The sequence below is a fragment of the Mycobacterium liflandii genome (genome assembly GCF_022354805.1).
Taxonomy (GTDB): Bacteria; Actinomycetota; Actinomycetes; order Mycobacteriales; family Mycobacteriaceae; genus Mycobacterium; species Mycobacterium marinum.
Map to the genome: position 1 here is coordinate 4,615,825 of NZ_CP023138.1, position 14,134 is coordinate 4,629,958.

Below are 14,134 nucleotides of genomic sequence, written 5' to 3' on the forward strand. Positions count from 1 at the left end.
TGTTGCCCACTTCACCGAGCGACAACCGGAGGGCCCTAATTGCACCGACCGAGATCACCAGCATCGACTTGATATCTGGTACTCGCATTTGAAGCGTTCTGCGCGATCCCCACTCGTTTGGCCGCTTGACGTGTGACAACGTTTTCGCAGTACCAATGGAGAATCGTCGAGGCTGCCCGACCTGTCGAAGCCGAGTTGTCCTCGCCCGTAGACAGTGAAGTGATATGAGCCATCGTCGGCAATGTCGATACTCAGACCATCATTCGTCCGAAGTCCTAGCTGTATCGGACTGACATCTAGCTGCGCCGATAGTCGATTAGTGTCGAATTGCAGTTGGTCACGTTTATCACCCAAAAAGCGGTCTGCATTCGTCAACTATGTCGCTGTCTACCAATTCCCTGGGTTCGCCTTGACGCCGTCCGGGCCAAGAATCATGTATTAGAGCGCGCCAGGCGGTGGGCCTGACGTCGAGAACGAGTGGGCGCAATCCGCTCACCGCGGGTGCCCACCCCAAGACAGTCGAGTTCTTCAACACCGCTACACATTGAGACGATCCCAAGGTCCTATTCGCTGGAATCTCGCTCAACCAGAAGCCGAATTGCTCGCTGTCGCCGCTGGCGAGCTGCCGCCCAGAACGGGCCTGAGCAACTACTTCATGCGATCGGTGATCGCATCAACTACAGCATTAGCTGTCTGCTCAGACTGCGGAAGACCCAACACCGCCACATCAATCAGTACCGAAGATTGCAGGCGATACATCACATTCCATAGATCCGACTTGAGGGCCACGGTCGAGGGATTCGGCTGAGCGATTGTGAAATCGTAGTGTTTAGCCTGCATATCGGAACATGCTGTCAGCGCCGGAACAAGTCGATCGAACGCGTCGCGCGCCGCACCATCATCCGGATAGATGCCGATCCCCTGTGTGACAACGGCAGCCATATGAGGTTGCCCCGGCCCGGTGTTGATTGTTCCGTTGTATGTCACCGACCGAAACTGTGCCCAGCCGCTGCCGAACGCAACGTTCTGGTCGAAGACCGCCCGGCATGGCCCCGGAGCGTCCGAGTCTGTGTGGCGCGGTGAGCGCACGTCTGATCCCTGCTCTGACGTGAGGCCATCGAAGCTAGCGATACGGCGCACGTCATCGATGCCGACGATCAAGGAGTCGGTAGTCACGCCCGGCGCGGCTTCGGCACTTGTGTTGACACATGCGGACATCGCGGCGACACAACAGCCGATGACCGCCGAGTTGCCCACCGCAGACACCACCGAACGAATCGCGGACAGGCACCCACCCGCAGATCGCCGTCGCCAAAGGAATTGCGAATTCATCGGATTGAAGATCGCAGAGCTCCTATCCCAGGTCAAACTGATCTTCACAGCCCGAAGCGACTGGCGGCTCGCGCGCCGGAACGCTGGCGAGTCCATGGGGTCGCATGGCACAACATGCGGGCAGTTCCGCTGGCGCGCAGAACGACGATAGGCCCGGATTGGCGGCATCGGTAGCCACCGTCTCACCGGTTGCACACTTAGCAGCGCCCCATAGAAGGGTCGCGGCTTCTGGTAGCTACTCCGGCGGTGCCTCGTTGAGGGTGTCGCTGTCGGCGGTGACGCCCGCGGTGACATCGAGCCGCATGGCTTCCAGTTCCGAGTCCGCCACCAGATCTTCAATGCAGGCTTGCGAAGCGCCGAGGTAGGTGCTGTCAAAGTCGATTTCGGTGGCTAGGCACCAGGTGTGGTCATCTGGCCAGCACAGGTTGGCGGAGAGGTGCCACGAGTAGCCGCTGTCGGTGCTCAAAGACTGGGTGAGTGCGGCGAGGGGGCCGTGAGCAAGATGGTAGTCGCGGTTGGGAAGCGCGAAGGTCGGTCTGTCATGAAAGGCCTGGTGGAGTTCGCCGCGGCCGGCCCACACCGCAAACCAGCAGTGGTCAGCGCTGGTGGTGTGGTGCGACAGAACGCGGGTGAGCGAGGCGGCGGTGCCGGGAGTCAGCGCTCCTACCGCTGGTGCTTCGTCGAAGAGACCGGGTTGGCTATCGGAGTACCCCGAGGCATATCGAGACCGGTAGCCGATCAATCGGGTGAACTGCATCTGCGGATGGACGATTTTTCGGTTAGCTCGGGCGATCTGAGCCCAGCTCACGGCGTCACCGTGGTTGTCGGCGGGGTGGAACACCCGAGCGTAGGCGGCGAAGGTGTCCGGGACTACCGACCCGACGTTCTCAGCAAAGCTGCGCACGCTTTCGGTCAACCACCGCGCCGGGCCGAGATCATCGACAACCTCCAAACCACCCACGGCAACCACGTCATCTACCGTAAAGCGCCCGGTACAAGATCGCACGTGCTTCGTTTCAAGAAATTCGAGAGTGATCCGATCCCTCTCGCAGAATGTCGTAGGCGTGTCTCTTCAGGTTGTGGTCGTCAGGCTCTCGCCAGTGTCGGTGTAACTGGGTGCACCGGGAAAGCCCGACGTGCAATGGGCCTTTCTTGATCGGCACCTCATAGACCAGGGCTCCACCTTGACTTCTTACCGGACGAGAATGCGAAATTGGGTCCCTGAACCCGTTCGGGTCGATCAGCCAAGTTGTCCAGTGCTGATCGCGTGTCCCCGGTGAATCAGTGGGACCGACGATCGGGGACCTCCCACGCCAGTCGAGACTGGCTGCAGTGCGGCGCAATCCGTCAGCTGCGAACCGGCAGCAGCCGAGACGGTCAGCCGTTCCCGTCCGGTTCGCCGATCGCCCGGCCGAGATCACTGATCTTCGTCAGGCCGTAGTGCGCCGCGGTCGCGGCGGTCACAACGATGCCGTTCTTGTTCTGGGCCGGCGCCGGCTGCAGAGCGACCAGCCCCGTTCCCTATAGCGCCTGGGCGAGCACGGCATGGGCTTGGGGCGGATCCGAGATCGAGCCCCGGCTACCGTCCAGGTACGCGAGGAGGCTGCCCACGTACTCGGGGACCAGGCCGACCGTGCCGTCGCGAAGCAGCGGAAAGTACGTGTCGCGGTTGCCGATCCCGAGGTGCCGCTCGACCAGGAAGCCGGCGCCCGCCAGCGCATGGGCGTAAAGCTCGGCCACGGTGACGCTCTCGGCGAAGTTGGCCGAGCCGACGACAATGGCCGGTTGGTTTCTGCGCGGTGTGCGCGGAGTCAGGCCGTGACGCCGCTTGGTGAGGAATTCCGCCGCCACCGCCGCGGCAGAAGCCCCGAGAAGGACGCGGCGATTGAGCTCGGCGAGGCGCTCGGTTGTGAGTTCCGCGCTCAGGGCGTCGATGCTTGCGGCGAGGTGCTCGCCGTGCGCCGCCCACAACTCGTCGCGCAGGATCGGCGTGACACTCTCGGCTGGCTGGGCATGGCGGTCATCCTCGAGCAGAACGAAGTCGCCGGCCAGCAGACGTGGATCGGTGGTGAAGAGCACGCCGACCTGAATCTCTCCGGCTTCGAGCGCGTCGACGGTGCGCGGCCCCGCCCGCATCGGTGACGCGAAATTCCTTGAAGGTCAGCCCGTATCGCGCGCGCAGCAGCGGCAGACAAAGCGGTTCGGTTGGACACTCGGGACCGGAGCCGAACACCAAATTCTTGGCCGGGATCACATCCGGCTCCACGCTTTACGGGTCAAGCTTGTCGCTTTCGAAGACCAGGAAGCTCGCCCCCTGCGGGTCTTGCAGCAAGCTGAAGACGCCCTTCGGCTGTTCGGTCGGCCCCGCGAGAACCGCGCCGCCGGCGGCGACCGCGGCAGCGCCGGTCTCCGCGATGTCGGTCACCACGAAGTAGGGCAGCCAACGCGACGGCACACCGGCGTCCGCCGCTGTCAGAGCGCGCATCCCGCCGTTGTCGCGCCCTGCCACACGAATCACCCAGTAGGGCACGGGCATGCCGTCGAGAAAATCGATGCGCCAACCGAATAGCTGCGAGTAAAAGGCGATCGCGGCATCGACATCCGGGGTGGCCAGCTCATTCCAGGTCAGGCATCCAGGCTCGTTCACGCAAGTCGCGCCGAAGGATCGACCGGGCTGACAGAGGTGGATGACGGACCCGTGCGGATCGCGCACGACCACCATCTTTCCTCGGTCTCCGAGATCCAGTGGCCCGGCGAGGATGACACCTCCCAATGCACGGGCGCGGGCGGCCGCTGCGTCGACGTCGGCGACCGAGATGTGCGAGTTCCAGCGCGTCTGATCACCGGCGGGGTCGGCCACAGGCAGGGCATAGAGCCCGGCGACCTCCTGGCGGTCTCGGCACAACACCGTGTACGCGCGCCCGTCTGCCGTGCGCCGCTCCTCCGGCGTCCAGCCAAAGAACTGGCCATAGAACATTGTGGCCGCCTCCGGCTCGGTCGTGGCAAGGTCGACCCAGCTGAACGTCCCGTCCGCGTACCCGGTCCGCGCTCCCATGAGGGGCAGCCTATCGAAGCACCGGCCACCTGCGGGCCCGTCTAGCTGCAGACGTCAACGACAGACTTGCGCCGCTCGTACGCGTTCGACGAGAGCGATGCCGCCGCTGATCCAACCTTCTGGTGTCCGCGCCGGAACAAGCCGATCGAGCGTGTCGCGCGCCGCACCCTCATCCGGACAGATGCCGATCCGCTATGTGGCGACGGCAGCCATATGAGGTTGTCCTGAGCCGGTGGTGGTTATTCCCGTGTGACGCGGTGAGCGCACATCTGTCCCGGGCTCGTCGAAGCTCGCGACGCGACGCACGTCATCGACGCCGACACAACAGCCGATGACGGCCGAGCCGCTCACCGCCTCACCACCGCGCGAGCGGTCACTTGCTGGAAACGGCGGACAAGGGATCCGCAAGACACCTGAGTTACCTGCCCGACTTGAAGAACAAGGCGGCCTAGACCCACCAATCGCTGTCCACCGCCGAATACAAGGAGATGAACCGAACCGCTTTCCATCAGGTGGAGGCGGCCAAAGCGATTGTGGCCTCAGCAGGCCCGAACCTTGACATCCGACAAACGCGGTTCCCAGATCGGCGGCCCCTGTGCCACTTCGGGTTACACCATTGGCACAGCGCATGCGCAACGGGGGCGGCGCGAATTCGCCCAACACGTAGTTGCAAGAGCAGAGCTGGCAGGTGCGCGGTCCGCAAGCGCGCTGCGCAGGCAGGAGTTGCCGCCATCGACGTGCGCGGAGGCTGTGTCACCGTGTCGGGAGAACTGCAGGGCAGTGTGATCGTCGAGCGGCGTGGAAATCCTCAGACGTACGGAGAGCTCGTGGACTACCTTCGCTCTGCAATAAGGGTGTTGCAGTCTATGGTCGGCGACCCGGCACTCTGGCGTTGGCGAGGTAACCAAGAAGGCGGCCATACATCCGATCCTCGAAACCGAAGCGGTACGGGACACCCTCTTCGAGGCTCTTGCATCTCTCCCCGATGATGCGCTCCGCAAGGTCCGCACTGAGATCAAGCACCGGTATGCGCTGTTCGCCAATGTTGAGAAGCCGAAATATTGGGGCCGCGACGAAGTCCGAGCCAGACGTCGCTGGCCGTCGAGCCGGACTAGATGCACGGCTTCCAGCGGCCGCACCTGCCGAGGAGCCGGCTTCGCTGGCCTATACACACCAAAGCCCGAACGGTGAGCAGTGCTGACACCGATGTTGTACGACACCAACGTTAGGGTTGGGGCTGCTGATTCGAAGCCCTGACGCCACAGCGGCCCGGTACGACGGCCGAGCCCCGTCGGTGATCATGTAGAAATGCTCCAGGCCTGGCACGTGAATGTGCACGGAGGCTACGCCGTCGCTCGACGTGTGAACCTCGTTGAGGTAGGCGCTATAGCGATGTTGGGCGAGTTTGGCCGCCAGCTGGCTTAGGTGCTCAGATGGCGATGACGGGGCGCTGGTACCGACATATGGGGGTACCGCCCGAAGATATTGTCGGAGTTGTTAATTCGAACGCCGCGCACGCCTGCAGGCTCGGATAGTCGACGAGCAACTCGATAGCGCGCAGACGATCTGCGTCGTCAGCGTGCGCCAACTCGGCTTCGGCCAGTTCGGTTAGCGCGCGATAAACGCTGTGATGCCGAGACAGCGAAGCCCCGGAACCGCGCCGCGAGCCGCCGCCCGGCGCGGTGGCGTACGCAAGCGTGACGGGTACGTCTAGGTCGGTAGTGATGTCGACCAGCCACACTTCACGCGAATCCACTGTTCAACAGCATTTTTCGGTAGCCGACATGCCACGAGCCTAGGGCGTGGTAACGCGGTCTGCGACCGCCACACCCACACAGCGCAATACCCCGGGCCTGGTGCTTGAATTCGCTGCCGGCCGTCGTCGCCGCACGGTCACAGGTTGCGTTGGCGGCGGCTAGTGGTGGGTGTGTGTTCCCAGGTGGGTTGGTGTGTGATTGGGATTACTTGTGGTGCAGGGGCTGCGGGCGGGTAGGTATGAATCAGCTATGAGCACCGAGGGTTTTCACCGAATCACGATTGACAGGCCGATACCGGATCGGTAGCTTCCCTCCAGGTCGGTCGCCGCGGTCGAAAAACCAGCGTGTTGGCCGCGAATACGCCGAAGATCGTTTGTCTGTCAGTGTTTCTCAGGTTTCTAGGAGGCGTTGAGTGTTGTATGGGTTGTTGCCGCCGGAGGTGAACTCGACGCGGATGCATACCGGCGCGGGAGTGGCCCCGATGCTGGCCGCTGGTGCAGCCTGGGAAGGGCTAGCTGCAGAACTGAGCACCGCAGCGACCTCATTCGGGTCAGTAACGACAGATTTAGCCGGCGGCCCATGGCAAGGACCCGCGTCGGTAGCCATGACCACAGCCGCAGCTCCCTATATTGCGTGGTTGACCGACGCCGCCGGGCACGCCCACACCGCAGCAACACACGCCATCAGCGCAGCCAACGTTTTCGAAACCGCACTGGCGACCACGGTGCACCCCGCAGTAGTCACCGCCAACCGGAGCCTGCTCGCCACCCTGGTCGCCACCAACCTGCTAGGACAAAACAGCCCCACGATCGCAGCCACCGAAGCCGCCTATGAACAGATGTGGGCTCAAGACGTCGCAGCAATGACCGCCTACGACAGCGGAGCCCGATCGCTGATCACCGCGTTGAAATCGGAAGAGAAAACACCCCCACCCGGCGATGTCACACTGCCCGAACCAATCCCAACAGCCACACCCAAACAACCCGCTGGTGGTGGGCTGATGTCAGGCCTGGTATCACAACTGGCCAAGTCCACCATGCCACTAGCCATGGGTTTAGCCCCTGTAGCACTGTCAGCGGGCATGTCAGCGCTCGGGCCAGCCATGTCAGCAGCTGCTGATGGCGCCGGCCCACTGGCCACTGCCGGTGCCGGTGTTGCCGGTGTTGCCGGTAGCCAGGCGGGGGCGGTATCTGCAGCCATGGGCCAAGCTCATTCCGTGCGGGCGTTGTCGGTGCCACCAACTTGGGGGGTATCACCGACCACCAGCGGGGCCAGTAACGCAGTCATGGCTGCGACGCCATCAACGTCGAGCGGTGTTAGTGCTGTTGGTGCGCCAGCCGGTCGCGTGGGGGCACCGATGCCGATGGGCATGCCGATGGGCGCTGCCGGTGCCGCAGCCGCTGGCAGCAGCAGCGGCGGTAGTGGTGGCGGGGTTGCGGTGACCTCATCACGACCCAGCATCATCCCCCGCATCCAGGGCTCCGGCGTTGTTGATTAGCAGGCTTGTGAGCTGGGGAATTGTGGATTGAGGAGGTCTAGGCGGCGGTTGGCGGTCAAAGCGGTGATCCGGCAGGCTTCGGCGATGTTGTCGGCGCCGTTGAGGCGGTGCAGATTGATCGCGGTGTTGCGTAGCGTTGCTAGGACCTGTGCGCCGTTTCCGGTATGTGCCCTTTGATGGTCTTCGTCGAAGGTGACGTCGCGTATCCAGTGCAGGCTGTTCTCGATTCCCCAGTGTTGACGCATCCAGGTCATGATCGCGGTAGGGCGGGCGTGCTCGAACGGCAGGCTGCAGATGGCATAGACCACCTCCACGCTGCGCTGGTCGGTGGCGGTGATCAAGCGTTCACGAGTGATCCGGATGATTTGTTTTGCGTAGGGGAAGCCGATTCCTCGTGCAGCGGTGATGATTTGCAGGGTGCGGGTCTCGACACGGCCGTGGCCGCGGGAGTCGTCGGTAGCGGCTGTGGGCACCTCGGCCCAGGGCAGCGCGGTGATACGCGCAAGTATTTTGGCTTGGTTGGACTTGACGATCATCAGGTAGTGCGACTTCAAGGTGGCGCAGATCAACTTCGCGGTGACGACCTGGGTATGCATCGCATCCACGGTGACCAGCCACCGCAAGCTACCCGGCAGCAGCGTGAGCAGGGCACGTACGCAGGGAATTTCATTGCTTTTCTCGGCGACAGCGAGTTGACCGAGCACCAATCGGGCACGGTGGGCGAACACCGACACGAGATGCGTGGCTGTCGCTTTGGCGCGTAAAGCACCACGCAGCATCTTGCCGTCCAACGCGATCGGCACCAATCCACTGGGGTCGCTGCTGGCCACGTGTGCAGTGAAGTAACTGCCCATCCTGGCGTTGAGGTCGGCGGGGTCTAGCCGAGACAAAACAGCGCGGAAGGTCTTCTCACTGGGCCGCCGGAACCGGACCCCTAATTGGGCCAACACATCATCGGGAGCGGTGGCCGCCCATGTGGCAAAACCAGCATAGCCGCGCATCCCCGCGGCAGTGGCCAGAACCGCGATCGCCAACAAAGCCATCAGCGAATACCTCCGACCGCGTGGGTCCCTCGGGTCTGGCACCGAGACCAACACATCGAGAAACTCCGATCCGATGACCTCGCTGCGCTCACCAGGACTCCAGCGGTCGAACACCTCTGGAACCGACGACACAGGCAATACTGAAACGGTAGGCACGGGCAACTCCAGACCAACGACGAACAGTAACCAACTCGATCGTTCTCCAGATAGCCCGTGCCAACACTCCGGCCCCAATAGCGCGGCACCAAAGATCATCAACCCAGCTCACAAGCCTGCTAATCAACAACGCCGGAGCCCTGCCCCCGCATCGTCTAGAGAAAAGCTGGGTTTGTTGTGTGTGGGTAGGTGATCGCCGAATTAGACAATCAAAGAATCGGATAGATCCGGGAAATTATGGTGTCTATTATTAATGGAGTTAGGTAATGGTTGAGCGTTTTATGACTGACCCGCACGCAATGCGGGACATGGCAGGCCGGTTCGCAAACCACGCACAAGTAGTCGAAGACGAAGCCCGCAAGATGTGGGCATCCACCCAAAACATTGCCGGTGCCGGGTGGAGTGGTCTGGCATCGACGACCTCGATGGACAGCATGGCGCAGATGAATACCGGGTTCCGCAACATCGTGAACATGCTCCACGGAGTCCGTGACGGCCTGGTCCGTGACGCGAACCACTACGAACAACAAGAACAAACCTCGCAGAAGATCCTGGGCAGCGACACATAAATACCGCGCAACCGCCGGGCCCCGGGGGGTGAACCCGGGGTTTATTCATCACTGTTTCCCCGCAGGGCTTCATACACCCACCACGATTGTGTTCAGTAATTAGGGAAAAGGGTTTCCATGACAATTAGTTACCAGTTCGGCCAAGTCGACGCTCACGGCGCAGTCATCCGAGCCCAAGCCGCAGCACTTGAAGCCCGCCACCAAGTGATCGTCAGCGATGTCCTACGCGCCGGCGACTTCTGGGGCGGCGCCGGATCAACAGCCTGCCAAGAATTCATCACCCAACTCGGCCGCAACTTCCAAATGATCTACGAACAAGCCAACACCCACGGCGCCAAAGTCCAAGCCGCGGGAAACAACATGGCCACCACCGACACATCAATCGGATCCAGCTGGGCCTAACCCCCGGAACCGCACCACCGCAGGGTGTGAACCGCCACCCACCCGGCGCCCACACCACACCCGTCGGTGCGTGCCCCCACCCGCCACCCGGCCCAGTCACAGATGCAGTAACTAGTAGTCAAAACCCAAGAAACCCAAGGCAGTACCCGGCTCAGACGCGAACCCACAACGCCGCGAGCCCACCTTCGACGAGTAACCCATCAAATACCGAGTTCATAGTTTGGGGAGTGTTGTTGTGCCCGTAGACGTTGTCCCACAAGAGGTAATCCTCGCTGCTGGCGATCTAGCCGGTATCGGCTCCACCATCAGTGCAGCCAACAACGCAGCCGCCCCACCCACCACCGTGCTCGCACCCGCCGCCGCTGATGAGGTATCAGCCCAACTCGCAGCGGTATTCGGTGACTACGCCCGGCAATTCCAAGCCCTCAGCGCTCGAGCAGAACAGTTCCACGACCAATTCGTGCATACCCTACGCGCAGCCGGCTACACCTACGAAGACGCGGAATACACCAATGTCTCGCAATGGATCTCGGGAGAGTTCTCCAAACTAGTACAATTCATCCTCAACCTGGTCAACGCGCCCTCGGAATTACTGTTCGGTCGGATGATGATCGGCAACGGCGCAGACGCCACCGAAGCCGGAACCGCCGGCCAAGCCGGCGGCTGGCTAATCGGCAACGGCGGCAACGGCGGCAACGGCGGCTGGTCCGGACACGGTGGTGCCGGCGGCCGTGGTGGATGGCTCATCGGCAACGGAGGCGCCGGCGGCAACGGCGGACTATCCGGCAACGGGGCCGCCGGCGGTACCGGCGGATGGCTAGCCGGTAATGGTGGCAACGGCGGTACCGGTGTACTCGGCGGCAACGGCGGAGACGCGCGAGGACTGTTCGGACACGGCGGCAGCGCCGGCGGCGCCAACGACTATCGCCTATTCGACATAGGTGGCAATGGCGGCCACGGTGGCCGGCTCTACGGCAACGGCGGCGACGGCGGCGGCGCCGGCGACACCGGCCTCTTCGGACACGGCGGCAACGGCGGCAACGCCCGAGGACTGTTCGGACACGGCGGCACCGGCGGCGACGGCGGCACCAGCGGCTGGTTCGGCAACGGCGGCAACGGCGGCGACGGCGGCACCAGCGGCTGGTTCGGTAGCGGCGGCAACGGTGGCAACGGCGGCGACGGCGGAACCACCGGCATCGCCCGCGGCGACAACGGCGGCGACGGCGGCAACGGCGGCAACGGCGGCTGGTTCGGCACCGCCGGCAACGGCGGCATCGGCGGAGACGGAATCGGTGGAGGTTACGGCGGCGACGGCGGTGGCGGGGTAACCATCGGCGGTGCTGGTGGTGCCGGCGCCATGAATGGTGGTGACGGCGGCAACGGCGGTACCAGTTTCGGGGTCGGCGGTGCTGGCGGGGCCGGCGGCACCGGCAACATCAATGGTGGTGACGGCGGCAACGGCGGCAACGGCGGCAAGGCGTTGATAATCGGCGCTGCCGGTGGCGCCGGCGGCACCGGCGACATCAATGGTGGCGGCGGCAACGGCGGTAACAGTCTCGGGGTCGGCGGTGCTGGCGGCGCCGGCGGCAACGGCGACATCAATGGTGGCGTCGGCGGCAACGGCGGTACCGGTGGGTTTGCCGCTGGTACCGGTGGCGCCGGCGGCAACGGCGACAACATTGGTGGTGACGGCGGCGACGCGTTGATGATCGGCGGTGCTGGTGGCGCCGGCGGCAACGGCGACTTCAATGGTTCTGGCGGCCACGGCGGTACCGGTGGGTTGGTCACTGGTTCCGACGGTGCCGATGGCACCGAAAGCTTCGACGGCGGCAACGGTGGTTCGGGCGGCTTCGCGACCATCGGTGCTGGCGGTGCCGGAGACACCGGCGGTTCGGGCGGCTCTACCGGTGGCGCCGGCGGCCCAGACGGCTGGGCATTTGCCGGTGCTGGCGGTGCCGGTGAAGACGGCGGTTTCGTAGCGGTATCGACGGGGACGGCGGCACCGGAGGTTATGTGAATGTCGGATCTGGCGGTGATAGTGGTGCCGGCGAAGCCGGCACCATCGGCTGCCGCAACCGCCCAGTTCGCGGAATCGTCGGCATCCCAGCCGATCTGTGCAAACTGCCATCTTCACGCCGCAACGCAATCAAACCTCGATACGAAGAACTCGTCGCCTACTTTCAACTCGCACATGATCATGAACCAACAACATCCGAACAATTTTCCCTTTAGCAGCGTGCGGCTTTCGACACCCGCGAAGCTAGACCAGAACCAAGCTCGCCAGGCCAACAACGCGCCCACTGGCGCAATCACGCCACCACATACCTCGGCGGACGAGCCAAGCTGGACGCAATGCTGGCAGACACACTCACAGCACGCGAACGGCCCGGGGTGGAGATCACACCGGATTGGATCCAGTCACAAGCCGCCGCTGTAATCGAAACTATCTCCAAGTCACGCTCGGCCTGGGAACGAAACCACGTGTTCGCCGAAGCTCAAAGAAGTGCGCGCACAGAAGGAGCAGCCCTCGATCCTCGGGTCGCGGTCGCCATCACCGACACCGCACTCCAAGAGCCCCAGGGCTCCGGCGTTGTTGATTAGCAGGCTTGTGAGCTGGGTTGATGATCTTTGGTGCCGCGCTATTGGGGCCGGAGTGTAGGCACGGGCTATCTGGAGAACGATCGAGTTGGTTACTGTTCGTCGTTGGTCTGGAGTTGCCCGTGCCTACCGTTTCAGTATTGCCTGTGTCGTCGGTTCCAGAGGTGTTCGACCGCTGGAGTCCTGGTGAGCGCAGCGAGCTCATCGGATCGGAGTTTCTCGATGTGTTGGTCTCGGTGCCAGACCCGAGGGACCCACGCGGTCGGAGGTATTCGCTGATGGCTTTGTTGGCGATCGCGGTTCTGGCCACTGCCGCGGGGATGCGCGGCTATGCTGGTTTTGCCACATGGGCGGCCACCGCTCCCGATGATGTGTTGGCCTAATTAGGGGTCCGGTTCCGGCGGCCCAGTGAGAAGACCTTCCGCGCTGTTTTGTCTCGGCTAGACCCCGCCGACCTCAACGCCAGGATGGGCAGTTACTTCACTGCACACGTGGCCAGCAGCGACCCCAGTGGATTGGTGCCGATCGCGTTGGACGGCAAGATGCTGCGTGGTGCTTTACGCGCCAAAGCGACAGCCACGCATCTCGTGTCGGTGTTCGCCCACCGTGCCCGATTGGTGCTCGGTCAACTCGCTGTCGCCGAGAAAAGCAATGAAATTCCCTGCGTACGTGCCCTGCTCACGCTGCTGCCGGGTAGCTTGCGGTGGCTGGTCACCGTGGATGCGATGCATACCCAGGTCGTCACCGCGAAGTTGATCTGCGCCACCTTGAAGTCGCACTACCTGATGATCGTCAAGTCCAACCAAGCCAAAATACTTGCGCGTATCACCGCGCTGCCCTGGGCCGAGGTGCCCGCAGCCGCTACCGACGACTCCCGCGGCCACGGCCGTGTCGAGACCCGCACCCTGCAAATCATCACCGCTGCACGAGGAATCGGCTTCCCCTACGCAAAACAAATCATCCGGATCACTCGTGAACGCTTGATCACCGCCACCGACCAGCGCAGCGTGGAGGTGGTCTATGCCATCTGCAGCCTGCCGTTCGAGCACGCCCGCCCTACCGCGATCATGACCTGGATGCGTCAACACTGGGGAATCGAGAACAGCCTGCACTGGATACGCGACGTCACCTTCGACGAAGACCGTCAAAGGGCACATACCGGAAACGGCGCACAGGTCCTAGCAACGCTACGCAACACCGCGATCAATCTGCACCGCCTCAACGGCGCCGACAACATCACCGAAGCCTGCCGGATCACCGCTTTGACCGCCAACCGCCGCCTAGACCTCCTCAATCCACAATTCCCCAGCTCACAAGCCTGCTAATCAACAACGCCGGAGCCCTGCCAAGAGCCCCAAAGCATTCCGCGTCCGAGATCAGCGCATAAAAGCCGTTGAACGCTTTTACTCAGCGAAAATGTTCGACCTGTCCAAAGCCCCGTACGTGCTTGCCCAACAGAGTATCTGGCTCTCCCGCTAGAACGACTGCTCGAAGAGCCAGTGTGCGCAGCAATTTACCGGCAAAGCCCCATATTCGTTTCCGTCGCATTCGACGCGAGGTGGGATCTCTTCGCCGGCTCGGGCCGCGATTTTGAGCAGTCTGGAAGTGGCAGGCGATGGCCGATCGGCGCATGGAAGGCGACGCCGGCAATGGACTGTTGACACCGAACGCGTACGACCGCAGCAGCCCCTCAACTACGCTAACCGGCAACTGGCTGGCCGAGA

The 14,134-nt window shown here is 63.0% G+C and carries 9 protein-coding genes and 3 pseudogenes; 5 read left to right on the top strand and 7 right to left on the bottom strand.

Going from position 1 to position 14,134, the window contains the following annotated elements; genetic code table 11:
• Positions 1–66: 66 nt before the first annotated feature.
• The 6 genes and pseudogenes from CKW46_RS20580 to CKW46_RS20605 form a co-directional block, all read right to left on the bottom strand.
• Positions 67–333 (bottom strand): annotated as a pseudogene (locus CKW46_RS20580) (hypothetical protein); the annotation flags it as partial.
• Positions 334–648: 315 nt separating this feature from the next.
• Positions 649–1,257, bottom strand: coding sequence for a sensor domain-containing protein (locus tag CKW46_RS20585; RefSeq protein ID WP_020786846.1), 609 nt, complete (start codon positions 1,255–1,257; stop codon positions 649–651).
• Positions 1,258–1,567: 310 nt separating this feature from the next.
• Positions 1,568–2,302 carry a hypothetical protein gene (locus CKW46_RS20590; protein WP_015356408.1) on the bottom strand — a complete coding sequence of 245 codons (735 nt, stop codon included), beginning with the start codon at positions 2,300–2,302 and terminating at the stop codon, positions 1,568–1,570.
• Between the two features lie 407 nt (positions 2,303–2,709).
• A pseudogene (locus CKW46_RS20595) lies at positions 2,710–3,468 on the bottom strand (glycine betaine ABC transporter substrate-binding protein).
• A 133-nt stretch (positions 3,469–3,601) separates the two neighbouring features.
• Positions 3,602–4,309 carry a VOC family protein gene (locus CKW46_RS20600; RefSeq protein WP_238559405.1) on the bottom strand — a complete coding sequence of 236 codons (708 nt, stop codon included), beginning with the start codon at positions 4,307–4,309 and terminating at the stop codon, positions 3,602–3,604.
• 1,507 nt (positions 4,310–5,816) lie between these two features.
• Positions 5,817–6,143, bottom strand: coding sequence for a YcaO-like family protein (locus CKW46_RS20605; RefSeq protein ID WP_238559406.1), 327 nt, complete (start codon positions 6,141–6,143; stop codon positions 5,817–5,819).
• A gap of 428 nt (positions 6,144–6,571) precedes the next feature.
• Here CKW46_RS20605 and CKW46_RS20610 point away from each other — a divergent pair, with 428 nt between their 5' ends.
• Positions 6,572–7,642: a PPE family protein gene (locus tag CKW46_RS20610; protein ID WP_499018168.1), complete on the top strand. Its 1,071-nt coding sequence runs from the start codon at positions 6,572–6,574 to the stop codon at positions 7,640–7,642.
• On the opposite strand, the gene CKW46_RS20615 is transcribed toward CKW46_RS20610, so the two are convergent.
• Entirely contained in the window at positions 7,639–8,841 is a 1,203-nt protein-coding gene (locus CKW46_RS20615) for an ISAs1-like element IS2404/ISMul1 family transposase (RefSeq protein WP_482053451.1), read from the bottom strand. The two genes, CKW46_RS20610 and CKW46_RS20615, sit on opposite strands and share 4 nt — an antisense overlap.
• Before the next feature lie 266 nt (positions 8,842–9,107).
• On the opposite strand from CKW46_RS20615, the gene CKW46_RS20620 reads away from it, so the two are divergent.
• The 4 genes and pseudogenes from CKW46_RS20620 (at position 9,108) to CKW46_RS20635 (ending at position 13,735) form a co-directional block, all read left to right on the top strand.
• Positions 9,108–9,410 (top strand): WXG100 family type VII secretion target, encoded by a 303-nt coding sequence (locus tag CKW46_RS20620; protein WP_015356413.1) that lies wholly within the window; start codon positions 9,108–9,110, stop codon positions 9,408–9,410.
• 117 nt (positions 9,411–9,527) lie between these two features.
• Positions 9,528–9,812 (top strand): WXG100 family type VII secretion target, encoded by a 285-nt coding sequence (locus CKW46_RS20625; protein ID WP_015356416.1) that lies wholly within the window; start codon positions 9,528–9,530, stop codon positions 9,810–9,812.
• A 235-nt stretch (positions 9,813–10,047) separates the two neighbouring features.
• A complete protein-coding gene (locus CKW46_RS20630; protein ID WP_482052332.1) occupies positions 10,048–11,829 on the top strand; it encodes a PE family protein in 1,782 nt (593 codons plus the stop codon).
• A gap of 703 nt (positions 11,830–12,532) precedes the next feature.
• A pseudogene (locus tag CKW46_RS20635) lies at positions 12,533–13,735 on the top strand (ISAs1-like element IS2404/ISMul1 family transposase).
• The last annotated feature ends 399 nt before the right edge of the window (positions 13,736–14,134 follow it).